This window comes from Bacillus glycinifermentans (genome assembly GCF_001042475.2).
In the GTDB taxonomy this organism is placed as follows: Bacteria; Bacillota; Bacilli; order Bacillales; family Bacillaceae; genus Bacillus; species Bacillus glycinifermentans.
The window spans coordinates 179,137-202,775 of the sequence record NZ_LECW02000015.1; the positions used below are offsets into that span (position 1 = coordinate 179,137).

The 23,639-nt window shown below is 45.5% G+C and carries 27 protein-coding genes, 1 other RNA gene and 2 pseudogenes; 18 read left to right on the plus strand and 12 right to left on the minus strand.

What is annotated here, in order from left to right; translation table 11 throughout:
- Window positions 1-29: 29 nt before the first annotated feature.
- Window positions 30-680: a TVP38/TMEM64 family protein gene (locus tag AB447_RS11035; protein WP_057957569.1), complete on the minus strand. Its 651-nt coding sequence runs from the start codon at window positions 678-680 to the stop codon at window positions 30-32.
- A gap of 35 nt (window positions 681-715) precedes the next feature.
- Complete coding sequence (locus AB447_RS11040) at window positions 716-1,732, minus strand: serine hydrolase domain-containing protein (RefSeq protein ID WP_048354559.1); 1,017 nt, start codon at window positions 1,730-1,732, stop codon at window positions 716-718.
- A 477-nt stretch (window positions 1,733-2,209) separates the two neighbouring features.
- Between AB447_RS11040 and AB447_RS11045 the strand changes: the two genes are divergently transcribed.
- A complete protein-coding gene (locus AB447_RS11045) occupies window positions 2,210-3,394 on the plus strand; it encodes a macrolide family glycosyltransferase (protein ID WP_048354560.1) in 1,185 nt (394 codons plus the stop codon).
- Between the two features lie 451 nt (window positions 3,395-3,845).
- Entirely contained in the window at window positions 3,846-5,426 is a 1,581-nt protein-coding gene (locus AB447_RS11050) for an APC family permease (protein WP_057957564.1), read from the plus strand.
- A 51-nt stretch (window positions 5,427-5,477) separates the two neighbouring features.
- On the opposite strand, the gene AB447_RS11055 is transcribed toward AB447_RS11050, so the two are convergent.
- The 3 genes from AB447_RS11055 to AB447_RS11065 form a co-directional block, all read right to left on the minus strand.
- Window positions 5,478-5,777: a spore coat protein gene (locus AB447_RS11055; RefSeq protein ID WP_048354561.1), complete on the minus strand. Its 300-nt coding sequence runs from the start codon at window positions 5,775-5,777 to the stop codon at window positions 5,478-5,480.
- Window positions 5,774-5,974: a hypothetical protein gene (locus tag AB447_RS11060; protein ID WP_082142498.1), complete on the minus strand. Its 201-nt coding sequence runs from the start codon at window positions 5,972-5,974 to the stop codon at window positions 5,774-5,776. Before AB447_RS11060 ends, AB447_RS11055 begins: the two co-directional genes overlap by 4 nt.
- Window positions 5,975-6,095: 121 nt before the next feature.
- Entirely contained in the window at window positions 6,096-7,355 is a 1,260-nt protein-coding gene (locus tag AB447_RS11065) for a glycosyl hydrolase family 18 protein (RefSeq protein ID WP_048354563.1), read from the minus strand.
- A gap of 135 nt (window positions 7,356-7,490) precedes the next feature.
- On the opposite strand from AB447_RS11065, the gene AB447_RS11070 reads away from it, so the two are divergent.
- The 4 genes from AB447_RS11070 to AB447_RS11085 all read left to right on the plus strand — a co-directional run bounded on the left by AB447_RS11070 (window position 7,491) and on the right by AB447_RS11085 (window position 10,078).
- Entirely contained in the window at window positions 7,491-8,075 is a 585-nt protein-coding gene (locus AB447_RS11070) for a TetR/AcrR family transcriptional regulator (protein ID WP_048354564.1), read from the plus strand.
- A gap of 111 nt (window positions 8,076-8,186) precedes the next feature.
- Entirely contained in the window at window positions 8,187-8,621 is a 435-nt protein-coding gene (locus AB447_RS11075; RefSeq protein ID WP_048354565.1) for a nuclear transport factor 2 family protein, read from the plus strand.
- A 5-nt stretch (window positions 8,622-8,626) separates the two neighbouring features.
- A complete protein-coding gene (locus AB447_RS11080) occupies window positions 8,627-9,481 on the plus strand; it encodes an NmrA family NAD(P)-binding protein (protein WP_411801419.1) in 855 nt (284 codons plus the stop codon).
- Between the two features lie 150 nt (window positions 9,482-9,631).
- The gene (locus AB447_RS11085) at window positions 9,632-10,078 is read left to right on the plus strand and encodes an OsmC family protein (RefSeq protein WP_048354567.1); all 447 of its coding nucleotides are present in this window, start codon (window positions 9,632-9,634) and stop codon (window positions 10,076-10,078) included.
- 48 nt (window positions 10,079-10,126) lie between these two features.
- On the opposite strand, the gene erbB is transcribed toward AB447_RS11085, so the two are convergent.
- The 3 genes from erbB to AB447_RS26790 all read right to left on the minus strand — a co-directional run bounded on the left by erbB (window position 10,127) and on the right by AB447_RS26790 (window position 11,305).
- Entirely contained in the window at window positions 10,127-10,489 is a 363-nt protein-coding gene (erbB, locus tag AB447_RS11090; RefSeq protein WP_048354568.1) for an SMR family multidrug efflux transporter EbrB, read from the minus strand.
- An 11-nt stretch (window positions 10,490-10,500) separates the two neighbouring features.
- Window positions 10,501-10,818, minus strand: coding sequence for an SMR family multidrug efflux transporter EbrA (gene erbA, locus AB447_RS11095; protein ID WP_048354569.1), 318 nt, complete (start codon window positions 10,816-10,818; stop codon window positions 10,501-10,503).
- A gap of 241 nt (window positions 10,819-11,059) precedes the next feature.
- Entirely contained in the window at window positions 11,060-11,305 is a 246-nt protein-coding gene (locus AB447_RS26790; protein WP_048354570.1) for a hypothetical protein, read from the minus strand.
- A 130-nt stretch (window positions 11,306-11,435) separates the two neighbouring features.
- Between AB447_RS26790 and AB447_RS11105 the strand changes: the two genes are divergently transcribed.
- The 10 genes from AB447_RS11105 to AB447_RS11150 all read left to right on the plus strand — a co-directional run bounded on the left by AB447_RS11105 (window position 11,436) and on the right by AB447_RS11150 (window position 19,661).
- Window positions 11,436-11,840: a YmaF family protein gene (locus tag AB447_RS11105; protein WP_048354571.1), complete on the plus strand. Its 405-nt coding sequence runs from the start codon at window positions 11,436-11,438 to the stop codon at window positions 11,838-11,840.
- A gap of 101 nt (window positions 11,841-11,941) precedes the next feature.
- A complete protein-coding gene (miaA, locus tag AB447_RS11110) occupies window positions 11,942-12,886 on the plus strand; it encodes a tRNA (adenosine(37)-N6)-dimethylallyltransferase MiaA (RefSeq protein ID WP_048354572.1) in 945 nt (314 codons plus the stop codon).
- A gap of 40 nt (window positions 12,887-12,926) precedes the next feature.
- Entirely contained in the window at window positions 12,927-13,148 is a 222-nt protein-coding gene (gene hfq / locus AB447_RS11115; RefSeq protein WP_006640257.1) for an RNA chaperone Hfq, read from the plus strand.
- A gap of 150 nt (window positions 13,149-13,298) precedes the next feature.
- On the plus strand, window positions 13,299-13,511 hold the full coding sequence (locus AB447_RS11120) for a hypothetical protein (RefSeq protein WP_046132492.1): 213 nt from the start codon (window positions 13,299-13,301) through the stop codon (window positions 13,509-13,511).
- A gap of 248 nt (window positions 13,512-13,759) precedes the next feature.
- The gene (gene nrdI, locus AB447_RS11125) at window positions 13,760-14,155 is read left to right on the plus strand and encodes a class Ib ribonucleoside-diphosphate reductase assembly flavoprotein NrdI (protein ID WP_048406617.1); all 396 of its coding nucleotides are present in this window, start codon (window positions 13,760-13,762) and stop codon (window positions 14,153-14,155) included.
- A complete protein-coding gene (gene nrdE, locus AB447_RS11130; protein ID WP_048354573.1) occupies window positions 14,112-16,214 on the plus strand; it encodes a class 1b ribonucleoside-diphosphate reductase subunit alpha in 2,103 nt (700 codons plus the stop codon). The genes nrdI and nrdE overlap by 44 nt, the downstream gene beginning before the upstream one ends.
- A 20-nt stretch (window positions 16,215-16,234) precedes the next feature.
- Window positions 16,235-17,212, plus strand: coding sequence for a class 1b ribonucleoside-diphosphate reductase subunit beta (nrdF, locus tag AB447_RS11135; protein ID WP_048354574.1), 978 nt, complete (start codon window positions 16,235-16,237; stop codon window positions 17,210-17,212).
- A gap of 116 nt (window positions 17,213-17,328) precedes the next feature.
- Window positions 17,329-17,946, plus strand: coding sequence for a hypothetical protein (locus AB447_RS11140; RefSeq protein WP_048354575.1), 618 nt, complete (start codon window positions 17,329-17,331; stop codon window positions 17,944-17,946).
- 76 nt (window positions 17,947-18,022) lie between these two features.
- Entirely contained in the window at window positions 18,023-18,688 is a 666-nt protein-coding gene (locus AB447_RS11145) for a GntR family transcriptional regulator (protein ID WP_048354579.1), read from the plus strand.
- A 4-nt stretch (window positions 18,689-18,692) separates the two neighbouring features.
- Window positions 18,693-19,661, plus strand: a complete 969-nt coding sequence (locus AB447_RS11150) for a DMT family transporter (protein WP_048354576.1) — start codon at window positions 18,693-18,695, stop codon at window positions 19,659-19,661.
- A gap of 43 nt (window positions 19,662-19,704) precedes the next feature.
- On the opposite strand, the gene AB447_RS11155 is transcribed toward AB447_RS11150, so the two are convergent.
- A complete protein-coding gene (locus AB447_RS11155) occupies window positions 19,705-20,466 on the minus strand; it encodes an N-acetylmuramoyl-L-alanine amidase (protein ID WP_048354577.1) in 762 nt (253 codons plus the stop codon).
- Between the two features lie 156 nt (window positions 20,467-20,622).
- On the opposite strand from AB447_RS11155, the gene ssrS reads away from it, so the two are divergent.
- A non-coding RNA gene (gene ssrS / locus AB447_RS25210) (6S RNA) lies at window positions 20,623-20,806 on the plus strand.
- A 487-nt stretch (window positions 20,807-21,293) separates the two neighbouring features.
- Here the strand turns inward: ssrS and AB447_RS26795 are convergent.
- From AB447_RS26795 to AB447_RS11170, 3 genes and pseudogenes are all read right to left on the minus strand, one after another.
- The gene (locus AB447_RS26795) at window positions 21,294-21,563 is read right to left on the minus strand and encodes a DMT family transporter (RefSeq protein WP_232517668.1); all 270 of its coding nucleotides are present in this window, start codon (window positions 21,561-21,563) and stop codon (window positions 21,294-21,296) included.
- Between the two features lie 271 nt (window positions 21,564-21,834).
- Complete coding sequence (locus tag AB447_RS11165) at window positions 21,835-22,212, minus strand: UPF0715 family protein (protein WP_048354578.1); 378 nt, start codon at window positions 22,210-22,212, stop codon at window positions 21,835-21,837.
- A 183-nt stretch (window positions 22,213-22,395) separates the two neighbouring features.
- Window positions 22,396-22,763 (minus strand): annotated as a pseudogene (locus AB447_RS11170) (hypothetical protein).
- A 224-nt stretch (window positions 22,764-22,987) separates the two neighbouring features.
- On the opposite strand from AB447_RS11170, the pseudogene AB447_RS11175 reads away from it, so the two are divergent.
- A pseudogene (locus AB447_RS11175) lies at window positions 22,988-23,578 on the plus strand (hydantoinase B/oxoprolinase family protein); the annotation flags it as partial.
- Between the last annotated feature and the right edge of the window lie 61 nt (window positions 23,579-23,639).

Genomic DNA, 23,639 nt, shown 5'->3' on the forward strand with positions numbered 1-23,639 from the left:
AGAGCAGGCAGCCCTTAAAACGCCTTATATCAAGGCGCTTTCTCCGACTGTTCCGATCTTTTATGGCCTGTGAAAAGCTGGGGATACTTTCGATATATGATGATCATGATGATCATCATATATACGCCGTAGATGCCGAAGGAAAGCAGCTTATGTTTGCCGAAATTGGCGCCGGCAATCGATACGATGAGAGCGTTTGGGATTTTTCCCAGCGTTGAAGCGGCAAAAAAGACCGCCCATTTGATGTTGCTCAATCCGCAGACCGCATTCATGACAATCGCAGGGATGACAGGGATCAGCCTGCCCGTAAGCACGGCTGTAAAGGCATTTTCGTTAAAATAGCCTTCATACTCACCGATTTTCGGAAATTTTAACGCCTTTTTCCTTGCCCAATCCCTGAATCCGTAACGGGCCAGAAAGAAAAGCAGCATCGTGCCGAGCATCGATCCTGATAACGTGATCATGAGGCCGTTTCCGATTCCGAAAACCGCACCGTTCATGCCGGCGATAATGGCAAACGGAACGACAGGGAAAAAGGCGCAGGCCGCCATAAGCAGGATGCTGAATGCGACCGAATAGATTCCGCCTGCTTTGATCATTTCAAGCCAGGCTTCTTTATGTAAAAAACCGATTATGATGACGGCAATCATCATAATGATGCTGAGTTGTTTTTTTATCATACCGATTGTTTCGCTGCCTCTCTTCACAATTTACGTTACATCTTTAACAAAGCGCTTTCCAGATAAGCCAAGATGTCATCGGCTTTTGACAGATTGCAATTGCTGAGCATGATGAGAACCTTCTTTTGATCCATGTAACGGTTGATCGAGCTGATAAAACCGTGGACTTCACCATCATGCCATATTTTATACTTATTTTGTTTATTAATGAACCACCCGTATCCGATCCAATTGTTTTGAGCGAGTGCGTGTAGGGGACCGTCGCTTACAAAAGCCGGTTTGTTGATACAGCTGTACAAGGCTTCTTTCAGCGCTTTTTTCGTCACCAACTTTTCAGTATACAGCGCCCGGTCCCACAAATACAAGTCTTCGACAGTTGAGTAAAGCCCGCTTTCCCCATGACCGTATATGATGGGGGCTTGTACCGTTCCCCGGTTGAGGGCTAAATAACCGACTGTCGGGAAAATATCTTCCGGAGACGTAAAAAACCCTGAGTTTTCCATGCCTAACGGATCAAATATCAATTGTTGAATGTTGTTTGCATAAGAATCGCCTGTGGCGGTTTCGATGATTTTAGCGAGCAGGATATAGCCGGAATTGCTGTAATTAAACCTTTGGCCCGGATTAAATTCGAGCGGTTCTTCTATAAAGCGGGATATGTATCGGTCGAGTGGCGAAAGCTCTAATTCGATATCGAGCAGTTCTTCCCCCAAAAAGTCAGGAATACCTGATGTATGGCTTAATAAATGTTTGATGGTGATCCTGTCGCCGTTCGGATAGTCGGGTAAATAGAATCGAATGGGGTCTGTTGTGTTCAGCAGCCCTTTTTCTTGCAGCTGCATGACTGCAAGAGCGGTAAACTGTTTTGTCAAAGAAGCGATTTGATAGCGTGATGCCGGCCCGTTTTTTATTTTATCCTTGTAATTGGAGTATCCGTAGCCTTTGGACAAAATCACGCCATTGCGGTCGGCCAGCAGGATGCTGCCATGGAAATGATTTTTGGATGCTTGTTCCATTAAATAGGCATCAAGATAATCTGCTGTATATTCCAATAAAACCAATCCTCTCATATTCTATAATTTATAAAGTAGAAAACGGTATGTTGAAAAGGAATGTAAATAGTTGGGCGCGCCAAACATAACATTATAAAAATTTTTGAGGATTTTCCATCTTTTACGGTATAATTTAAGCTAAATTTAAGTAAAATGAAACAAAATTATGACAAAATAGTGTCTGCACCGGGGAGACGGTTTGGCTGTTTCCCCGGTGCCTTTTTTTATCTAAAATGAAACAAATATAAGGCGGCAGTAACGGAATGAGGAAGAAAGTCGAAGTTGTGCCCGGAGATGAGTCTAAAGATCCTCCTTTTGTTTCTTAAGAAAAGGACTATATTAGTATTTTTTAATTTTACTTTAATTTTGAAGGGTTTTTCCTTTATTATCTATAATATCTTCATTACTATGTATTGGAAGAAGTTTTTCGATGCGGCGCTTCAGCTGCAGGCTTAAAACATTGCGGGAGGTAATAAAATGGAACAAAAACATATCGCCATCTTCAATATTCCGGCTCATGGACATATTAATCCGACACTGGCTTTGACGAAAAAACTTGTCGAGCGGGGATACCGGGTGACGTATCCAGTCACGGAAGAATTCACAACAGCTATTGAAGAAACGGGGGCAAAACCGCTTCAATACCGTTCAACCTTAAATATCGATCCGCGGCAAATTCGGGAAGTGATGAAAAATAAAGAAACGGCACAACAGATGCCGGAAATGTTTAAAAAAGAGGTTGACGAAGTTCTTCCTCAGCTTGAAGCGTTTTATGAAAATGACCGGCCGGACCTTGTCATTTTTGACTTTATGGCGATGACAGGGAAGATCATGGCGGAAAAATTCGGGGTGAAAGCAGTTCGGCTTTGCTCGACATACGCCCAGAACGACCATTTTCATTTCAGGGCGATGGCGGAAACGATTCAAATGGGAAAGGCAGAAGAGCAGCTTCCCGACTTGAATAATGACAATATTCCGTATTTTGAAGAAATATTTCAGCCGGCAAACCTTAACATTGTCTTTATGCCGCGCGCTTTTCAGCCATACGGCGATACGTTTGACGAACGCTTCCGATTTGTCGGTCCGTCTCTTGCCGAGCGTAAATTCCAGGAAAAAAACATACCGCTTGTCAAGGATGATGGCCGCCCTGTCATGCTGATTTCACTGGGGACAGCCTTCAATGCCTGGCCTGAGTTCTACGAGATGTGTATCGAAGCGTTCAGGGATACGAAGTGGCAGGTCATCATGTCAGTTGGAAGGACGATTGATCCCGAAAGCTTCAAAGACGTACCTGAAAACATATCGATTCATCAGCACGTACCGCAGCTTGAAATCCTTAAAAATGCAAAGCTGTTCATCAGCCACGGGGGAATGAACAGCACGATGGAAGCATTGAATGCAGGTGTTCCGCTCGTCGTCATTCCGCAAATGCCGGAACAGGAAATCACAGCCCGCCGCGTCGAAGAGCTCGGGCTTGGAAAGCACCTGCAGCCGGAAGAAACAACTGTCCGCTCCTTGCAGGAAGCCGTTTCCAAAGTTGACGATGACGCAGAATTGCTGAATCGGGTAAAGGACATGCAAAAGAACATCAGGGAAGCAGGAGGAGCGGAAAAAGCCGCCGATGAAATCGAAGCGTTTTTCAAACTGTTGACTGTAAAATAATTATGTAAACAATCATATTTCTGGGGGGACCTTTTGGGTTCCCCCTTGATTTTTTCTAATGCCTTCAGGTGGCTTTCATGGTCTTGAAAAAATGCTGATCAAAGCAGCAACCGCCGGATGGTTCAATAATTCGTAGAAACCGCTTTCGTCTCTTCCCGCCTGAGTGACCCGGCTGGTATCGATCAAAAGATACTTGACCGGTTTAAATAAATGAATCGTTTTGTCTTATGGTGCAGCAAATCCCTTTTAGCAAAACCTCCTTTTAGATCTCACTATCCGTCTTGGCCTCCCGGCAAACCCAGGGCTTTTGTCATCGCAAGAAGCATCTTAAAGACCGCCTGTTGTTTAACGATGTCAGAAAGAGGCTAAGAAGTATACAGTGCCACATTTTGAACATACTACATCTATTCATGTGTCACTTTTTAGAACGTACTGACTAGGAGGAAGCATTATGTCAAAACAGGGAAAATTCAAAAAAACGATGACATTGCTTGATCTTATATTGATCGGTATGGGAGCGATATTCGGTTCAGCCTGGCTGTTTGCCGTCAGCAATGTCGCGTCAAAAGCGGGTCCGGCAGGAAGCTTTTCCTGGATTATCGGCGGGGTGATCATCCTGTTGATCGGCCTCGTGTATGCTGAGCTAGGCGCCGCTTTGCCGCGTACGGGAGGGATTATCCGCTACCCGGTTTATACGCACGGCCACCTTGTCGGCTATTTAATTTCCTTCATTACGATCGTTGCGTATACGAGCCTGATTTCGATTGAAGTAACGGCTGTCCGCCAGTATGTGGCCTATTGGTTTCCCGGCTTGACGATAGAAGGATCTGAATCACCGACCATCATCGGCTGGCTTTTGCAATTTGCTTTATTATGCCTGTTCTTTTTGCTCAATTATTGGAGTGTAAAAGCATTTGCCAAATCCAATTTGATCATTTCTATTTTTAAATATATTGTTCCATTGACGATCATTGTCGTTCTTATGTTTCATTTTAAAGCGGCCAATTTTGCAACAGGGGATTTTTCCCCGTTTGGTTTTGCCGGCGTTCAGGCATCTATTTCGACAGGCGGCGTCATGTTTGCGTATCTCGGCCTTCATCCGATCGTTTCGGTTGCAAGCGAAGTGAAAAACCCGCAGCGGAATATTCCGGTCGCCTTGATCATATGCATTATCGTTTCAGCTTGTGTTTATACGATTTTGCAAGTGGTGTTTATCGGCGCCATTCCGACCGACATGCTTGATCATGGCTGGAAGGCGATTGGTAAGGAATTTTCTCTGCCGTTTAAAGATATCGCCGTTTTGCTTGGGCTGGGGTGGCTTGCGACCCTGGTCGTGCTTGACGCCATTTTGTCTCCTGGCGGAAACGGAAATATTTTTATGAATACGACTTCCCGTTTAGTGTATGCATGGGCGCGAAACGGCACGCTGTTTCGCGTGTTTAAGAAGGTGAATAAACCTACCGGAATTCCAAGGCCGTCTTTATGGCTGTCTTTTGGACTGGCCGTTTTCTGGACGCTGCCGTTTCCGTCTTGGGATGCGCTCGTCAACGTTTGTTCGGTTGCATTGATCCTTTCCTATGCGATTGCTCCCGTATCAGCGGCGGCTTTGACCGTCAATGCAAAGCATGTCGAAAAGCCCCTGAAAATTAAAGGAATGGCAGTCATTGCGCCGATTTCCTTCATCTTTGCTTCATACATCGTCTACTGGTCCGGATGGAATACGGTTTCGTGGCTGCTCGGTTCCCAGCTTGTGATGTTTGTCATTTATTGGGCGTGTAAAAAATTTGTACCGACAGATAAGGTGCCGTTCGCACAGCAGCTTGCCTCTGCGTGGTGGCTCGTCGGCTACTATATGATGCTCCTGATCTTTTCCTATTTGGGCAATTTCGGCCACGGCCTCGGCGTATTGAGGACACCGTATGATTTGATTCTGATTGCCGTCGGTTCAATCGCGGTATTTTACTGGGCAAAATATACGGCATTGCCTGAGGCTGTCATCGATTATGATGAGAAAAAAGAAGAACAGGTATAAGTTTCATGGACTAAAAAAGGAACCTGCCGGAAACTGCAGGTTCCTTTTATGCTACATTTGAGGCAAATCTTTTGCCGTTTCAGAAGATTTCATATCCATGTTAATTTGTGCCGATAAGTCGGCCGGATGGTAGTACCCTTTGGATATCATATAATTTGTGATTTGCTCGTGCGTATCAATCGCGTCGTTTAAATATTGCTGCAGCGTCGCTCTTACTTCAGGGGAGGTTGTTTCTGTAAGGGCGGTTGCAATGTTTCTAACCCCCGTTTTAGCCGTAAATAAAAAATCGGTTGCAATCACCTGTTCAGTCATTGCTCCCATCCCGGTCATGTTTTGGATGAATTCGTTCATAGGTTTTCCCCCCTTATTGACAGCAACCCTTGCAAATGCTCGATTTGATGTTTTGTTTGAGAAGCGTCCCGTTCGAGAATGTCTCGAAGTTCCTGATCTTTTACAAGTCCGGTCATCGTTGACGACTTTGTCAGGCAAAGGTTTTTGAACATCAGAAGTTCGTGGAGTTCCAGCGTTTCGTGAATCGCGTTGTTCAAAGAAAGCATTCCTTTCGTATTAAATTTGGTATTCGCAGTATATTTTGGGGCTATAACGTTAATTTATTCGGTTTTCCTGCTTGCAATTTTTTACTTATCGATAATGGTTAGACATATCGTGTTAAACCTTGCGAACGCGGAAAAATTTCGTTAATAGCCATGTCCCTTGCGGAAAATGAAGCGTCAGCTGCCATACGCCTCCTCCGTCAAGGTCATACTCCCGCATCAGGAGCATTTTTTTGCCGATGCTCCGCGAGTCTTCAAACCAAACAACATGTCTTTTGCCTTGTTCATCGGTATATTCGAAAAACGGGGATTCATATTCTTTCGCATATTGAATTGGAGCTTGATGCCGCATGGCAAGCTGAATCGCATCAAGATTTGAAATTCCCGGATAGGTGACGCCGGGCTGGTACGGAAGCGTCCAGTTATAGCCGTAAAGCGGAAACCCGAGAATGATTTTATGTTTTGGCACCCGGCTGAGAGAAAATTGGATGGTTTGCCTTACTTCATTGATCGGTGCAACAGGGCCGGGCTCACTTGCCCCGTGGTGCCAGTCGTAAGCCATGATAAACATCAGATCGGCCACCGAGCCGATTCCGCCGTAGTCATAGCCTCTTAACCAGGGGATATCCTCGCTTGTTTTCGGCGGCACGGCAATCGTCAATACGTATCCAGACGGCTGAAGCCGCTCTTTCAGCTCGCGCAAAAAACCTGTAAATGAATCCCTGTCTTCCGCTGCTACATTTTCAAAATCAATATTAACGCCCGCATACCCTTTTCTAGAAATGGTGCCTGCAATGTTTTCGATCAGGTTTCTTCTGGCTGCGGGGCGATTCAGCACTTGATGAACCAGCGCCGAGCTGAAGCCTGTTTCAGTTAAGTTGGTTACTGTTATGAGAGGGGGGACGCGGCGCCTCCAGGCCGTTTGAACAGCAGGCAAATCATTGATGTCATTTAAAGAACCGTCATTCGAAAAATGATATTCAAAAAACGCCAGGTATGTGGCATAAGGAGCGAAATCATTGATCAGCTGCTGATCTAATTGAGGGCTCCTCAGCTCGTAATATCCTAAAGCTGTGATCGGTTTTTTCGGCATCTCGGGGATTGTGATTCTCATGCCTGGGCGCATGGCGGCAGGCGCGATGTGCGGGTTTGTTCGCTGCAGGAGTGCCGCGGTGACAAATGCCCGGTCGGCAATTGAATAAAAATTGTCTCCATATTGAACGGTATATGTATAAAGCGGGATTAAAAGGGCCTGTCCCGGAACGATATTCGTTTCAGTCAGGCCGTTGGTCAATCGGATTTGATCAATCGGAATGCCGAATGCTGAACCGATGGAAAACAAAGAATCTCCAGGCCGAACGGTATAAATAAACAACTGCCACACTTCCCTTGATTTGATATATGCTATTTCTATGATGGCGGCGAACGGATCATGCCCGCCTCTCAGAATGGAAAAATTCTTGTTTGGTCTATAAAGATTATTTGTATATGATAGGGAGGTGATATCGGGTTGGGAAGGAGTAAAGAATTCGATACGGCCCTCGTCCTTCATAAAACAATGGAGGTATTTGGACAATACGGTTTTGAAGGAGCATCGCTTCAGGATTTACTCGGCCATTTGGGCATTGCGAGGCAAAGCCTTTACAATACGTTCGGCACGAAGCGCGGCCTTTTTTTGGCGGCCTTGAAGCGCTATCTCGAGGACAAAAATGCGCAAATCATCGACATGCTCGAAAGACCCGGATCAGTAAAACGCTCGATTCGGCAGATCTTTCAGGAAAGCTTGAACGTCCTGAAGGATCCTGAACGTTCAAAAGCCTGCTATATCATCAACAGTGCGATGGAACAGATGCCTCACGATGCGGAAGTTTCCGAGTACTTTCAAAAGCAGACAAAAGAGCTTGAGGCCGCATTTTACAAAGCGCTTGTCCGGGCGGAAGCGCAAGGTGAATTAAAGGATGGCCGCCATGATCTTCTCGCTGTGGCCCGCTTTTTAAATCAAACGCGGCTGTCGCTCACCTTTAATGCCAAATTAACGTCCGATTTTGACGTTCTTCAGGACATGATCGATGTCTGCTTATCCGTTCTCGATTGATAGCCGAACACGAGTGACCGCGGGTAAAGGGATGCTCCGCTTTACCCATGTTACCGTCATTTTTTTTATTTATTTTAGACTGATCAGTCTAAAAAACGAGAGGTGAATGACATGAGTGTTAAGGATATTATGGAACATTTTGTACAATCGATGCTTGAAAAGGATATGGATCGATGGATTGAGCTTTGGGATGACGAGGCTGTATTTGAATTTCCGTACGCACCGGCAGGCTTTCCTGCAAAAATTGAAGGGAAGTCCGCAATTTATGACTATATCAAGGATTTTCCCGAAAAAATCAACATTTCACATTTTACGCCGCCTGCCGTTTATCAAACGCCTGATCCGACGATCGCACTTGCGGAGTTTGCATGCGAGGGAACCGTCATCGCAACCGGCCTGCCGTACAACCAGACATACATCAGCTTCATTAAAATAAAGGATGGAAAAATTGTCCGCTACAAAGATTACTGGAATCCGCTGACTGTGATCGAAGCCTTTGGAGGACAGCCCGAGTCCTTTCTTCGCACAAATGATGACAAGGAGTGATGAAAATGGACGGAAAGCGTATTTTGATAACCGGGGGAACAGGCACGACGGGCGGCCGCATTGCGAAGCGCCTGATCGCTTCAGACACCGGAAACGTGCGGATCGCAAGCCGGAGAGAACCCCGGATCGCCGGAGCAGAGCATGTGTACTTTGACTGGAACGATGAAACGACTTACAGGGAAGCGCTGAAAAACGTTAATAAACTGTATCTTGTAGCGCCGGTCGGCGTCTATGATCCTTCCGGAGTGGTGCTGCCGTTTATCGAACTTGCCCTGGCAGCCGGCGTCAGGCGTATCGTCATGCTCAGCGCCTCCATCGTCGCCGATGATGGCCCCGTCTTCGGGAAGCTGCACCAGGCGGTCAAAGAGCATGCTCCAGAATGGGCGGTGCTCAAGCCTTCTTATTTCATGCAAAATTTTATCAATGTCCAGCATAGAGACTCCATTGTAAAAAGCGATGAGATCGTCACTGCTTCAGGCGGGGGAAAGGTGGGCTTCGTTGATGCAGATGACATTGCTGAAGTCGGTGTGCGCGCATTAATGGACGACATTCCGCATAATACAGACCATGTCATTACAGGCCCTGAAGCATTAAGCTATTCCGAAGCGGCAGAGGTAATCGGTAAAGCCGTCGGCCGTACGATTCGGCATGTCAATATTTCAGGCCAGACGCTCAGAGACCGATTGATGAAAGCCGGATTAACGCCGGATTATGCCGGATTTATGGCAGGCTTGGATGAGAACATTAAGAATGGCGCTGAGGACCGCATCACCGACACAGTCGAGCGCGTGACGGGAAGAAAGCCGCGTTCTCTTGCTGCGTTTGCCGAGAGCCACGCGAGCTTCTGGAAGACGATATGACAAGAGCTTCCTAAGAATGGAGGACTGAACGGTTTTTTGACCGTTCGGTCTTGAATTCGAAAAGGCGCTGCTCGTGTCAAGCAAATAAAAGGACATGACGGCAAAAGATCAGTAGACTGAAAGTATGATCAAAAAAGGAGGATGTTTCATATGGCAAAACATCATTTTTATTTGCAGGCAGACTGGCCGGGAAAAAGAAACGACGTGGGGAGGATTGAAAGCGGTAATTTAAAAACCGACATATCCATACCGAAGGAAATGGACGGTCCCGGAGCGGGAACGAATCCTGATGAGATGCTGCTTGGCGCGGCAGCGACGTGCTACATCATCACGCTCAGTGCCATGATGGAAAGAAGCGGCCTTGACAAAGAGGATTTGACGATGGAGTCAGAAGCTGTCGTCGATGTGACGGGAGGCGTTTTTACATATGAAAAGATCATTCACAGACCTGTGATTCGTTTGAAAAAAGGCGCTTCAGAAAAGGATGCGGAACTTGCCGGAACATTGGCCAAAAAAGCGGAAACGTCATGCATGATCTCCCGGGCCGTTCAAGGGAATGTAGAAATTGAACTTGAGCCGGAAATCATCGTACCGTAAAAGTTCAAGGCTTGATTAGCGGTCATCTGTCCGGCTGTTTGATCAAGCCTATTCTTCTATGGTAAGCCGGGCTCTTGTCTCCGCGTTGTCTTCCTTTTTTGAATGGTTTAACAAAAAGACGCCATATATGACGAGGACGAGTCCGATGACCGTTTTGGTGTTGAACGGTTCATTGAATAAGAAATATCCGATCCCGGCCGTCAGCGCTGTTCCTGTGCCTGCCCATGTGGCATATGCCGATGACAGGGCGAGCGTTTTTAGAGAAAAGCTGAGAAATGTAAAAGAAGAAGCGAACCCGATCACGACGCCGATTACAGGAACGGGGACGGTGAAACCTTCCGAAAGCTTCAGCATCGTGCTTCCGAATACTTCTGAAAGAATGGCCGCCGCTAAAAATAGAATGCCTTTCATCTAATCCCTCCTTACGACAAATTGATCAGCACAACACCCGCGACAAGGCAGAGGATGCCGAGCATCGCCCGGCGGTTTAATTTTTCTTGAAACCACAGGACGCCGATGATGGTCGTAAGCACTGTGCCCGCGCCGCTCCATGTCGCATATGAAAGGCTGAGCGGAATGGATGTTAATGTCAGCGACATCATGTAGAAGGCCAGCGCATATCCGATCACAACAAGCACCCCCGGCTGCCATCGCTTAAATCCGTCAGAGACTTTCAGCATTGCGGCGGCTGCCGTTTCGGACAATATTGCGACCAGAAGAAAAAGATAGCCTGTGATCATAAAAAATCCCCCCTTCACGAGATTCAACAGATGTGCTCACCTGAGAGTTTTTTTGAAAGCGTCAAACAATTTTAACAGCTTTCCCTCACCCGTCGAGCGAAAACGCTTGTCCATTGCGGTGGAAGGATTTTTAGACATAAAAAAATCCCCCCGCAATGATGTACGGTAGGCAAAGTTCATCATAAATGATCCGAAAGTTCTAAGTCAAGATAAAAAGGCCCCGTCCAGGGACCTTTTTTGATTACCAGTAGTAAGGGTACGGTCCGTAAGGATATCCATATCCGAAACCGGGACCGATGAGCGCTCCTGCTGTCAGGCCGCCTAAAAACCCTCCGAAAAACGGTCCCGGTCCGAAAAACGGCCTGCCGAAGAACGGTCTCCCAAAAAAGGGTCCTCCGAAAAATGGTCTGCCAAAAAACGGTCTCCCAAAAAACGGTCTGCCGATGATTCGCTCATCCTCCAAATGATCAAATCCGAATTGATTCATAAAAAAATCCCTCCAATAATAAAATGATATCTGACTACCATCAATGTATTCCGCCCGTTTGTTTTTGCTTGGGCAGGCGTTTATGCAATGTCCGATTGTTAATGAATAAGCCCGAAAAGGGGAGAAAGAAATGGGATTATATCAGTCAGACTGGTCGAAGGCCCCTGCGCATGCCCATGCATACAGGGCGAGAACGTCTGAAGCTGAAGGCCATATTCATTTGATTGAGGGGTTTTCACAGCCGGCAAACGGAAGCAATACAGATTGTCATGTCCATTTTTATTCAGGGATCACGTCCTTTGAGAGAGGACACTATCATAGATACTATGCGATTACGGGGCCCGCCATACCGAGAGCGGACGGGACGCACTACCATGAGATCGAAGGTACCACTTATTTAGCTTACACGTCCGCTCTCCCGATCAGATACGGAGGCGTCGTTTATGTCGGAGAAGGACGCCGCAGGGAGACGCACAGGCATACATATAAAGGGATGACGCGAGAAGTGGTCGGAAATGAGCCGCTCGGCTGGTAAGGAAATGTTTGCCAGGGGGCAAAAACGGGTAAAATGAAATAGGTGTTTTTGTGTGTTAAATGGTATAATGGGAGCAGCTTGCTTAAAGAGAGTGATCATTAGTGAATAATAGGAAATCGCCGGTCATCGTTTTGATCGGACCGACCGCTGTTGGCAAGACGCAATTAAGCGTCATGCTGGCCGCAAGTTTAAACGCGGAAATTATCAGCGGTGATTCGATGCAGATTTATAAAAGAATGGACATCGGCACAGCAAAAATCAAAGAAGCGGAAATGAATGGAATCCCGCACCATCTTCTTGATATCAAGGAACCGACCGAACCTTTTTCCGTCGCCGAATATCAGGAGTTGGTCAGGGAGAAAATGGCTGAAATCGAAAGCCGCGGGAAGCTGCCGATGATCGTAGGCGGAACCGGGCTGTACATTCAGTCTGTGCTTTATGACTATTCATTTACGGATGAAGCAAGCGATCCCGCATTCCGGGCGGAAATGGAGAATACCGCGTCACAAAAAGGATCAGATTATGTGCACGGCCTGCTGGAAGAGCGCGATCCGGAATCGGCGAAAGCGATTCACCCAAACAACACGCGAAGGGTCATCAGAGCGCTCGAAATTCTACATACCTCCGGAAAAACGATGACTGAACATATGGAAGGACAGAAAAGAGAACCTTTGTACAATGCGGCCCTCATCGGGTTAACGATGGACCGTGAAGCGCTTTACGACAGAATTAACAGGCGGGTCGACCAGATGATGGCCGAGGGACTTTTGGAAGAAGTGAGGCAGCTCTATGATGAAAAGGTCAGAGACTGTCAGTCTGTTCAGGCTATCGGCTACAAAGAGCTTTATGCGTATCTTGAGGGCAGGGAGCCGCTTGAGGCTGCAGTTGAGACTTTAAAGCGAAACTCAAGACGCTATGCCAAACGGCAGCTGACGTGGTTCAGGAACAAAATGGACGTCTCCTGGTTTGATATGACGCCCCCTGTCAAAATTGAGCAGAAAAAACAGGAAATTTTCGCTTATATAGCAGGAAAGCTCGAACTTTAATCGAAACAATATGTTATAGAGAAACAAGGAGGACCAGAATATGAAATCGATAAATATTCAAGATCAGTTTTTGAATCAGATCCGTAAAGAAAATACATTTGTCACGGTCTTTTTACTCAATGGATTTCAGTTGCGCGGACAAGTAAAAGGATTTGACAATTTCACAGTATTGCTTGAGACAGAAGGAAAGCAGCAGCTCATATACAAGCATGCCATTTCAACATTTGCACCGCAAAAAAACGTCCAGCTTGAACTTGAATAAGGATTCGCGGCTTCGAAAGACCATGCCCCCGGCATGGTCTTTTTTATGTCCGGGCGGCACGATGCATACAAATTTACAAAGCGGCCGCGAATCGATAAACTAAGTATTGTTTAACACATCAGTTTTTAAATGCAAAGGAATGAGCGTACAATGAAACCTAAAATTGTCATCAACCATTGGGAAGAAACGTGTGAAGACGAGTCCTGCTACGAATACGGCACAAGCATTCTTGTAAACGGAAAAGAGCTGATCCGCGAGGCATCCATCCTGACGGCCGTTAAATCCGTGCTTGAAGAACTCGGAATCGAAGCCGATATTAAAGAAGTATGCGAGAACAAGTGTTGCGACGCTTACAAAAAATAAGTGAAAAAGTCTAGTCTACTAACTCAATTTTTTTCGTGTTATGATAGATTTCGGTTTGATGAGTAGGGTGAGCGTCAGCTCTCATTCTACTCATATTTCTTTGGCCTGCGGCTCCTAAGCTTGGAGCAAATTGTGAACTTTCTCAACTTGCGTATCAATATATTGTGTTTTTCTGAATGATAGTATACTATATATTGTGTAAGGCGAGTTGAGAGACTCGGGAACAATTTTAATAGGTCGTGATAATGATGATTCAAATCGTATTTGATTCAAAGACGGGGAATGTTCAGCGCTTTGTAGATAAAACGCCGTTTCGGAATAAACGGAAAGTCAGCGCAGACGAGTATTTAGACGAGCCGTTTATTTTGATCACGTACACGACAGGGTTTGGAGAAGTTCCGAAAACAACTGAGATGTTTCTTGAAAAAAACGCCCATCTCTTACTCGGAGTTGCGGCGAGCGGAAACAGAAATTGGGGAGAGAACTTTGCGAGGAGCGCAGAAAAAATATCGAGACAGTATCAAGTTCCGATTCTCCACAAATTTGAACTCAGCGGGACGGCCAAAGACGTTGAACTGTTTACTCAGGAGGTAGAAAGAGTTGTCAGAAAATCAAGTGCCAAAATGGATCCAGTTAAACAATGAGATCATGATTCAAAAAGACGGGAAATTCCAGTTTGATAAAGATAAAGAAGCGGTACATAGCTATTTTGTTGATTATATCAACCAAAATACGGTGTTTTTCCACGATCTGAAAGAAAAAATCGACTACTTAATCAAAAATGATTATTATGAAGAAGAATTTTTAAGCCGGTACACGTTCGAAGAAATCAAAGAAGTGTTTAAAGAGGCATACGCAAAAAAATTCAGATTCCCGTCATTTATGAGCGCTTTTAAGTTTTACAACGATTATGCGCTGAAAACGAACGATAAGAAAAAAATTCTGGAGCGCTATGAAGACCGGATTTCCATCGTCGCCTTATTCTTCGCAAACGGCGATAAGGAGAAAGCGAAAGAGTTCGTCAGAATGATGATCAATCAGGAATATCAGCCAAGCACGCCGACGTTCTTAAATGCCGGCCGCAAACGCCGCGGCGAGCTTGTCAGCTGTTTTCTCCTTGAAGTCAACGATTCGTTAAACGACATTTCCAGAGCCGTGGATATTTCGATGCAGCTTTCCAAGCTTGGCGGAGGCGTGTCCCTCAACCTTTCAAAATTGCGCGCGAAAGGCGAAGCCATCAAAGACGTTGAAAATGCGACAAAAGGGGTTGTCGGCGTGATGAAGCTGCTCGACAACGCGTTCCGCTATGCCGATCAAATGGGACAGAGACAAGGTTCAGGAGCGGCATACTTAAACATTTTCCACCGCGACATCAACGATTTCCTTGATACGAAGAAAATTTCGGCAGACGAGGATGTCAGGGTGAAAACATTGTCTATCGGCGTCGTCATTCCCGATAAATTTATCGAGCTGGCGAGAGAGGATAAAGCAGCTTACGTCTTCTATCCACACACCGTCTATAAAGCATACGGCGAGCATTTGGACGAAATGGACATGAACGAGATGTACGAACGTTTAGTGGAAGACCCAAGGGTCAAAAAGGAAAAAATAAACCCGCGCAAAATGCTGGAGAAGCTGGCGATTTTAAGGTCGGAATCCGGGTATCCGTACATCATGTTCCAAGATAACGTCAACAAAGTTCACGCGAATAACCATCTGTCAAAGGTTAAATTTTCCAACCTTTGCTCAGAAGTGCTCCAGGCTTCCCAAGTATCGTCTTACACCGACTACGACCAAGAAGACGAAATCGGTCTGGATATCTCCTGCAACCTGGGATCGTTAAACATCCTGAATGTCATGAAAAACAAATCGCTTGAACAAACGGTCAAGCTTGCGACCGATTCATTGACGCACGTCTCAGAAACGACGCATATCACGAACGCGCCGGCTGTCCGCAAAGCGAACAAAGCGATGAAATCCATCGGCCTCGGTGCGATGAACCTTCACGGATATTTGGCACAGAACGGCATCGCCTATGAGAGCGAAGAAGCGAGAGATTTTGCGAACACCTTCTTTATGATGATGAACTTCTACTCTATTGAACGTTCGGCAGAGATCGCCAAACAAAAAAGGGAGACGTTCTATCAATATGAAGGTTCCGCATACGCGACAGGAGAATACTTCGAGAAGTATATCACGCAGGACTTCACGCCTAAATTCGAGAAAATTGCCAAGCTGTTTGAAGGCATGCACATCCCGACGAAAGAAGACTGGAAACGGCTGAAGGAGTTTGTTGCAGAGCACGGCTTGTACCACAGCTACAGACTGTGCATCGCGCCGACCGGCTCCATTTCATACGTGCAGTCAAGCACAGCGTCCGTGATGCCGATTATGGAGCGGATTGAAGAAAGGACGTACGGCAATTCGAAAACATACTATCCAATGCCTGGACTTGCGCCAAACAACTGGTTCTTCTACAAAGAAGCGTACGATATGGATATGTTTAAGGTTGTGGACATGATTGCGACGATCCAGCAGCACGTGGACCAAGGCATAAGCTTTACATTGTTCCTGAAAGATACGATGACGACACGCGATCTGAACCGGATCGATCTTTATGCCCATCACAAAGGAATCAAAACACTTTACTATGCAAGAACGAAGGATACAGGGCAAGAAAGCTGCCTTTCTTGTGTCGTTTGATTAAAGGAGAGTATGAGAAAGTGACGAAAATATATGACGCAGCAAACTGGTCGAAGCATGAAGACGATTTTACCCAGATGTTTTACAACCAAAATGTAAAACAGTTCTGGCTTCCGGAGGAAATCGCCCTAAACGGCGATCTCCTCACATGGAAGTACTTGGGCCAAAACGAGCAGGATACATACATGAAAGTGCTCGCGGGTCTGACGCTTCTGGATACGGAGCAGGGAAACACGGGAATGCCGCTTGTCGCAGAGCATATCGAAGGACACCAGCGCAAAGCGGTGCTGAACTTCATGGCTATGATGGAAAACGCAGTTCACGCCAAATCCTATTCGAACATTTTCATGACCCTTGCACCGACGGAGACAATCAATGAAGTTTTCGAATGGGTCAAACAAAATAAATACTTGCAGAAAAAAGCGCAGATCATCGTCGGGCTGTACGAAAAAATCAGACAAGGCGACAAAATATCGCTGTTTAAAGCGATGGTTGCCTCCGTCTACCTGGAAAGCTTCCTGTTTTACAGCGGCTTTTACTACCCGCTTTATTTTTACGGACAAGGCAAGCTTATGCAAAGCGGCGAAATCATCAACCTGATCCTGCGCGATGAAGCGATCCACGGCGTCTATGTCGGTTTGCTCGCCCAGGAAATTTACAATCAGCAGACGCCTGAAAAACAAAAAGAATTATATCAGTTTGCGATCGACCTATTAAACGAGCTTTATGAAAACGAGCTTGAGTATACCGAAGATTTGTACGATCAAGTCGGCCTTTCGCACGACGTGAAAAAATTCATCCGCTACAATGCAAACAAAGCGCTGATGAACCTCGGTTTTGACGCTTATTTTGAAGAGGAAGAGATCAACCCGATCGTATTGAACGGATTAAATACGAAAACAAAATCACACGACTTCTTCTCAATGAAAGGAAACGGCTACAAAAAAGCAACCGTTGAACCTTTGAAGGACGACGACTTTTATTTTGACGAAAAGTAAACTTAGTCTGGGCTGCAAGCGCCTAAGACGCCGGCTCCCCGCAGGAAGGGCCGGTGCGTAAATGAAGAGCAGAACAAGTTCTGCTCTTTTATCTTGATTGGAGGAACACGGTTACGATGGGAAAAATGGATGAAATGATTCTCGTGGCACCGCGGGAAGACGTATTTGCAAATGAAACGCTGACCTTCCAAGGCGTGAATAGCGACAAGGAATCAATCCGGCAAATCATGGCGCATATCGAACGGAATTTCAGCGAAATGAGAAGGGGAGACGCAGAAGAAAACCCTTCTTATAAACAGCCGATTCCGTATGTCGTTATTAAAAGGAAAGATGAAATTTTCGTATATGAACGGCTTGAAGGAGGCGGCGAAGCCCGGCTTCACAACAGGCTTTCGCTCGGTTTCGGCGGCCATATGAATGCTGCGGAAGGCCTCGGCTTTGCGGATATTTTGAAATTAAACACAGACCGGGAGCTTGATGAAGAGCTGTTGATCGATGAATCCGATAAAGGGAACATGATAACGCTCGGACTGATTAATGATGATGAAAACAGCGTCGGCAAAGTCCATATCGGCATTCTCTCCGCACTTGAGCTGAAACCCGGCGCCCGCGTTGAAGTAAAAGAAAAAGACCAGATTGCAGGACGGTGGATGAAAACCGCTGATCTGAAAGAAAAAAGCGTGTACGAGCGGCTTGAAACATGGTCACAGTTTGTTGTCGACATTTTAGTATAAATGAGAAAGAGGTTCGGCCTGAGGTGCCGAACCTTTTTTGATTGATCATAAAACCAAAATGCGATATATTGGTTTTATGATGAAACATAACATTAAACCGCTTAAACGAATGTCGTTTCGTGAAGAAGTATACCAAACGCTAAAGCGTGCAATCGTCCACCTTGAGCTGAAGCCGGGGGAACGCCTTCATGATCAAGAGCTTGCAGCGCAATTCGGAATCAGCCGCACGCCTGTCAGAGAAGCGCTTAAACGGCTTGAAGACGAAGGGCTTGTAGAAGCCGTTCCGGGATCGGCGACAAGAGTCGCGCCGCTAAAAGCCGAGGAAGCAAGGCATGCCTTTACTGTGACGGCCGCTCTGCACGCTTTGGCTGTCAAGCTTTCGGTCCCTTCCTTAACAGAGGCCGATCTGCAAGAATTGGAGGATTGCAACAACGGTCTGCAGCATGCGATCGAGAAAGAGGACATCGTTGCAGCCATTGAAGCGGACGAAGCTTTTCACCGGGTGTTTTTACATGCGTCGGAAAACCCTGAAATTACCCGTGCACTCGAAAAAATCGTCTCAAAAATTTACCGGCTTGAAATGTCACAGTTTTCTTCAGTCAGCAGTATGAAATCGGTAGAACAGCACAAGCGGATTATCGAGGCTTGCAAGCAGAAAGACACCGATGCAGCCGTCAGGCTTGCAGAAGAAAACTGGCTCAGCCTTGGAGAAAGACTGGCCGGACATCCGGAGGGAGAGTAGGAATTTGAAACCGATCGTGCTCGGCATTTTTGCCGCTTTCTTTTTTGCCTTTACATTTGTTCTCAACAGGGCGATGGAAATGGAAGGGGGGAGCTGGGTATGGAGCGCTTCTCTCCGTTTCATCATGATGGCGCCGCTTCTTTTCGTCATTGTTTGGGCAAGGGGAAATGTCAGTGGCGTTTTTCATGAAATCAAAAAAGCGCCGTTCGCCTGGCTTATTTGGAGTACTGTCGGATTCGGCTTGTTTTATGCGCCGCTGTGTTTTGCCGCAGCTTACGGCCCAGGCTGGCTGATCGCCGGAACATGGCAGATCACGATCATTTCGGGGTCCCTGATGGCGCCGCTTTTTTACGAAATCGTACAGACGCAGTCAGGACCTGTAAAGATCAGAGGAAAAATCCCCTATAAGGGGCTGCTGATGTCGCTTATTATTTTGGCCGGAGTTGCGCTCATGCAGCTGGAACATGCTGCACAGCTTTCGCTTCAAGAAATGCTTTTTTGCGTCGTTCCCGTCCTTTTGGCTTCCTTTGCATATCCGCTGGGAAACCGAAAAATGATGGAGGTTTGCGCCGGCCGTTTGGATGCCTATCAGCGTGTATTGGGCATGACGCTCGCCAGCCTTCCGTTTTGGCTCGTCCTTGCAATGTACGGCTTCGCAGCAGACGGACTGCCCGAGAGAGGTCAGGTCATTCAATCAGGCCTTGTGGCCGTTTTCTCCGGAATATGCGCGACCGTCCTTTTCTTCGCTGCAACCGATATGGTGAAGGGGAATATGAGAAAATTGGCGGCTGTTGAAGCGACACAGTCATTCGAAGTCGTGTTTGCCGCTGCAGGAGAAGTCTGGATTCTCTCAAGCCCGCTGCCGGGAGCCGTTTCAAGCGCCGCCATCGCTCTTGTCATTGTCGGAATGGTGCTGAACAGCTATGTTTCAAACAAAAAAGAAGCGATCAAAAGCGAAGCCGCAAACGCATGAAAAAAGCCTGCCGTTTCCTGTGAAGGAAGGCAGGCTTTCTCTTTTATTCCTGATAAATAAAGGCCTCAAATCCGGCACTTTTCGCTTGCTGAACAAGCGCTTCAGCGTTTTCCTTTGACGAAAAAGCGCCGATCTGAACTTTATAAAGGCTTTCCCTGTAAATCACGATGGCGTCAAACCCTTTCGCTTCTGCTTGAGTGGCGAGGTTATCCGCATTTGCATTTTCCTTAAAGGCCCCGATTTGGACTTTATAAAGAGCTGCAGCCTTTTTGGTAAGGTTAAACGCCCTTGCCAGTCCATTCGCATGCCCTCTGACAATCGATTGAATAAAAGCTGATGATTTTAACTTATCGGCGTCATCGGCATTGTCGACAAACCCGTTTTCTGTCAACAATGCCGGCATCACCGTTTCTCTTAAAACGTGGAAATCGGCCGTCTTTTTTCCGCGATCCCTGAAATCGACGGCTTTTATTATCTCTTCATGAATCCTATCCCTGTAAGTGGTCGTAGGTGCACCGACGCCCGGATAAATATACGATTCAAAACCAGTGCCCCCGCCGGCATTAATATGGATTGACAGATAAAAGTCCGCACCCCAATTGTTTGCGGCGTTCGTCCTCTGTGTCAGGCTGACAGTCTGGTCGCTTGTCCTGCTTAACTGAACAGAAACATTTTGATATTCATCAAGCAAAAGGTTTCTTAACGCAAGGGCGATTTGCAATGTTAAATTTTTCTCGATCAAGCCATTTCCGCTCGCTCCTGCATCAGAACCGCCGTGTCCCGGGTCGATGAAAATTTTAACCATATGACATCACCTCATCCATAGTGTATGAAAAACTTGTACAGAAGGGTTGTACAGCTGTCACATATTAACTGTATTTTAGTAATATTCAGCTTATTTGTATCTTTTTCCTTCCTGAAGACAACGGTTGATTTTGATGTGCAAATATCATATAATACAAATACGCTGCATTGTACGTAATGATAATTAAGTTTTAACCTTTAAGCTGTAATAGGGAGTTTTATATCGAATCTGGAATGCCAAGCCTTCTTTGAAAGGACGGCAGGAAAGTTTCTGCAGACACCCACTTTGAGGAGTGTGGTTTAAAACTTTCTTACTTGCATACGGCAATTGCAGCACCCTAAGTCATTTTGAATAAAATGGCTTTTTTTATTTGTCTGCAAAAGGTTTATGATAAAAATATTATGTTAACTAAAAGGTCTAAATGACGGAGAGAAAAAGGGCATATCCTTTTTATTTTTTTCTTAGCGAATTCCTTGGCCTGAGACGAATCTGCGGCAAGCAGAGCGCGGAAGACCTTGTCTGGACAAATCTTCAACAGAAAAAGTCCTAGGAAATGTAACGGCAGCCATTTCTGCATAGTCAGGCCATGAGGCGTTTGACCGTTCTTTTTTACATCTCTTCTATAACCCTGGGAGTTTATAGTTTAACTTTTTCAGCTTGTCGTCTGTCAGTATCCCTGTCTTTTCCTTTTATAATAAACTTCTTGACGCTGCTTCATCCATTTTCTTCGAAAAATCTTTTCACATCTGCGGTTATATTTAGTCTGCACTCCTTTTTAATTTTCCGCTATACAAATTGGCATCAACCAGAATTAGCTGTGATCGGCATCAAAAATGCTGAATAATCATAATTCCAGCGGTCATGCGTACAATTCTAAGAATACGCTGTACATTCAAACGTCGTTTAGAAATCCCGAACCATCCAAAATGATCGATGATGAGGGCGATGATCATTTGGCCGTTTAAAGCCAAAACAACAGTAAGAGATGCTCCGACAATCGGCAGAAGCAAAATATTGGACGTGATGAAGATGACTCCGAGTATTCCGCCTGTCCAGAGCCACCAAGGGTTGCCTGTGATAAAGTTTTTTGAATGCAATGTTCGATGATTGATGTAAGAAAAAGAAGAACGATCAATCCTGCTAAAAAGGAAACAAGGGAAGCGAAAAATGGAGAATGGAGTGCAACCCTCGGCTCTGATGGATGTTTGAATCGGCGACGATTATTCAGGATAATGCTTCTTGCAACATAAATACAACCGGCTAAAATCTTGCCGCTTGGTGGGGACACCTTGTATTTTGGCGAAAAAGAGCTGATGAAGCAAGTGCTGATTTATTAAAAGAAATGAACATTTGCGACTTTCTGACTCTTTATTTAATGCTTTTCTTCTGTGCACATATCGAATCCCAGAACCAATATACAATACCGGAAACTGCACCATAGAAATAAATCTCTGATCTATGATATAAAGGTGATTGGTATGGACCGCTTAATAAATAAAAAATCAAAAAGTTTGAAGCTAATGAAAAGAGCAAATAGAAAAGAAAATAAACCGGAGAGAATTTTTTTGGCTTTTTATTCAGAAAGTACTGTAAAGGAATCGCAAATATCAATAGAGGAATAAAAAAATAAACAGCAAATGCAACAATCAAATATGTATCTGAAAAAAGCCCGACACTATAATATTGAATAAAACCCAAGGTTAGACTTGAGAAGAAAATCGTTTTAGCTAAGTTTGTTTTTTTCATGACATCCCTTCCTTTTGGAGGATTTGCACTGAGAAAGATTATTTATTTTCATATCATTGAAATGGAGCTGCTACTGGCATGGAGAGGTGTCCTGAAGAAAACTTGGAAGAAGACGACGATAAAGAATAAGTGTTAAATGAGGACTCTGGTTGAGTCCTCTTCGTTTTTTCCGGATGTTTCATATCACCAGTCCGGCTCCTCATGTTCAAAGCCGTAAAAACCTTTAATTTTGACACCTTCACAGCCATCAGACACCTTAGTGATGTCCAAGTAATGGTTTCTGAACGGCGTTCCCGCTACTTTGTCCGTGGCGCTAAAATCAAAATGATTTCCAGTAAACTCTTTCTCGCTTAACGTATAATAATCATTCCCCAATGTAATCCTCTGCAGCTTAATGTTGAGAGTACAACCTTCGGCATTAAATATTGTAAACCTGTAATAAAGCCAAGCTGGATAATCATTTGAATTAGTATCGTCGGACATAAAAAAACCGTATTATTCTCAGTCATTGTAAAACTTACTTTTCTTTGATCCTTTGTAATCTTTGCCATTGAAATTCAAAGCCAATAATTTTTTCGTGATCATCCCTCCACATTATAAACAGATTTCAATAAAAAGGAAATATGGGGATACAGAGAATGATGAAGAAGCTTTAGATAATATCCGGTCGCCTCAATGGAATCGGCAAATAAAGCAGGGTGAAAGAAGCTTAAAATAGGGAAATGTTTAAGAAAAAAGCCCTTTATACTACAAATACGACGACGGCAAGCCATGGGTTAATCTGAATTTCTACGGCTACACCGGCGGTGCGGGGGCTGCATACGAAACTGACGGGTGGGGGCTTTATCCTCCTGTTATGACAGGGGTTATCCTTCCATCTATTGAAATGACTGAGGTACAATACCCGAGCCGTGTATTAAAGCATGAATATACCAGCGATTTTACAGGCACCGGCCGATGGAGAGGCACTCCAGGGCTTGATGTTCAAATCCAGCACTTAAAGGAAAGCTATACAAGCGTCATGATGGCAGGGGTACGAAATGCAACGAAAGGCTTCTGCGGTGCTGCCGATGCACCCAGCAATAAGGTTATCGTAGGTTATGGAACTGACGATGCCAGGGAAATCGCTGAAACGGCTTTTGAAGTCAAAATGCCTGCGGGCGGTATCATCCAGTTTTACCGTGCAGGCGGCGGCGGATGGGGGAATCCTCTGGAACGGGAACCGGAAAAGGTGCTGGACGACGTCTTAAACGAGTTTGTCAGCATGGAATCAGCATTGCACGACTATGGCGTCGTGATCGACCCTGAGACGCTTGCAATTAACGAGGCTGAAACAAAACGCGTGCGGACTTCCCGGATTTCATAAATAAAAAGCTGATCTAAAAGGGATTTAGAAACCTTTTAAGGTCAGCTTTTTTATTTTGCCA

Coding starts and splice junctions, on each gene's coding strand:
- AB447_RS11035 (WP_057957569.1), bottom strand. CDS start 680: ATGATAAAAAAACAACTCAGCATCATTATGATGATTGCCGTCATCATA.
- AB447_RS11045 (WP_048354560.1), top strand. CDS start 2,210: ATGGAACAAAAACATATCGCCATCTTCAATATTCCGGCTCATGGACAT.
- AB447_RS11050 (WP_057957564.1), top strand. CDS start 3,846: ATGTCAAAACAGGGAAAATTCAAAAAAACGATGACATTGCTTGATCTT.
- AB447_RS11055 (WP_048354561.1), bottom strand. CDS start 5,777: ATGAACGAATTCATCCAAAACATGACCGGGATGGGAGCAATGACTGAA.
- AB447_RS11075 (WP_048354565.1), top strand. CDS start 8,187: ATGAGTGTTAAGGATATTATGGAACATTTTGTACAATCGATGCTTGAA.
- AB447_RS11080 (WP_411801419.1), top strand. CDS start 8,627: ATGGACGGAAAGCGTATTTTGATAACCGGGGGAACAGGCACGACGGGC.
- AB447_RS11085 (WP_048354567.1), top strand. CDS start 9,632: ATGGCAAAACATCATTTTTATTTGCAGGCAGACTGGCCGGGAAAAAGA.
- erbB (WP_048354568.1), bottom strand. CDS start 10,489: ATGAAAGGCATTCTATTTTTAGCGGCGGCCATTCTTTCAGAAGTATTC.
- erbA (WP_048354569.1), bottom strand. CDS start 10,818: ATGATCACAGGCTATCTTTTTCTTCTGGTCGCAATATTGTCCGAAACG.
- AB447_RS26790 (WP_048354570.1), bottom strand. CDS start 11,305: ATGAATCAATTCGGATTTGATCATTTGGAGGATGAGCGAATCATCGGC.
- AB447_RS11105 (WP_048354571.1), top strand. CDS start 11,436: ATGGGATTATATCAGTCAGACTGGTCGAAGGCCCCTGCGCATGCCCAT.
- hfq (WP_006640257.1), top strand. CDS start 12,927: ATGAAATCGATAAATATTCAAGATCAGTTTTTGAATCAGATCCGTAAA.
- AB447_RS11120 (WP_046132492.1), top strand. CDS start 13,299: ATGAAACCTAAAATTGTCATCAACCATTGGGAAGAAACGTGTGAAGAC.
- nrdI (WP_048406617.1), top strand. CDS start 13,760: ATGATTCAAATCGTATTTGATTCAAAGACGGGGAATGTTCAGCGCTTT.
- AB447_RS11140 (WP_048354575.1), top strand. CDS start 17,329: ATGGGAAAAATGGATGAAATGATTCTCGTGGCACCGCGGGAAGACGTA.
- AB447_RS11145 (WP_048354579.1), top strand. CDS start 18,023: ATGATGAAACATAACATTAAACCGCTTAAACGAATGTCGTTTCGTGAA.
- AB447_RS11155 (WP_048354577.1), bottom strand. CDS start 20,466: ATGGTTAAAATTTTCATCGACCCGGGACACGGCGGTTCTGATGCAGGA.
- AB447_RS11165 (WP_048354578.1), bottom strand. CDS start 22,212: ATGAAAAAAACAAACTTAGCTAAAACGATTTTCTTCTCAAGTCTAACC.